Genomic DNA, 999 nt, shown 5'->3' with positions numbered 1-999 from the left:
CCGGTCGGCACGCCCATCTCGTGGGCCATGTTGACCAGATCCTCGGTGCAAATGTTGCCGGTGGCGCCGGGGGCGAACGGGCAGCCGCCGAGGCCGCCGAGCGCCGCGTCGAACCGCCGGGCGCCGGCCTCGTAGGCGGCCTCTAGGCCCTCACCGCATGGCTCAGCCGCCTCCACCACCCGCGCGGATTCTCGCGCGGTCTGATCGGTCGAGGTCGCCCGCCGCTTGTCGGCAGCCCTTCTTCGGCTCCGTTTTCCTCGATTCTCCTAGATCTAGAACCTGAGTAGACGTGGTGGTCGCGCTTTTGACCCCTCCCCCTTGCGAGAGGGAGGGTGCTGCCTGTTCTCTCCGGTTCGAGAGAGGATCGCCTTTCCGCGCCAGCCGCAGCCAAGCCAGCCACTCGCGGCTCACGATGCGCACGATGTTCGTGTCATTGCGCCAGCCAGTGACCTGCCGCTCTTCGACGGTCACGAACCCGAGCCGCACAGCCTCGCGGATCGCGTTCTTCACGGTCGAGCGTGAGACCCCGACCACGGCCGCGACATTGTCGATCGCCAGCCGGCAGTCGCCGCGGCGCGCTACCTCGGCGGCGACCAGAGCGAGCACGCCTTGCTCGGCGTGGGTGAACTTGGCGGCGAGACCGAGCGGCATGCGGCCAGAGGCGGCCCAGCGGCGGCGGCGCTCCATCGAGGCGTCCGTGCGTGGCCGGGAGCCGACGCCGGGCCTCCTGGGGCTTCCCACGCATTTTTGCGCGGGCAGGCCGATCGAATGCTTGGCTGTTCCCCCTGAGTTCGGGCTCTGTCCGGATCGCGGTCCATTTTTGGACAGCGTTCGCGTTTCGATCAGCCCGGACAGAGCTTCGGCCTCGGCCTCCGTGACCTTCCCCTCCCCATAGGCGCGCCAGAGCAGCGCCGTGATGGACGGCAGGGTGATTCGGTCGGCCGCCTCGATCGCGCGGCGGATTTCGTCTGCAAACACGTGTCTCGGCCCTCATCGGGC

The 999-nt window shown here is 69.0% G+C and carries 1 protein-coding gene and 1 pseudogene; both read right to left on the bottom strand.

Annotated features, from left to right (window positions below; translation table 11 throughout):
• Positions 1-140, bottom strand: a pseudogene (locus MKK69_RS30885) (hydroxymethylglutaryl-CoA lyase); the annotation flags it as partial.
• A 22-nt stretch (positions 141-162) separates the two neighbouring features.
• Complete coding sequence (locus tag MKK69_RS30880; RefSeq protein WP_243973991.1) at positions 163-978, bottom strand: helix-turn-helix domain-containing protein; 816 nt, start codon at positions 976-978, stop codon at positions 163-165.
• Positions 979-999: the final 21 nt, after the last annotated feature.

It is taken from the genome of Methylobacterium sp. J-026 (assembly GCF_022829585.1).
Taxonomy (GTDB): Bacteria; Pseudomonadota; Alphaproteobacteria; order Rhizobiales; family Beijerinckiaceae; genus Methylobacterium.
This window is presented reverse-complemented; position numbering and strand designations above follow the sequence as displayed.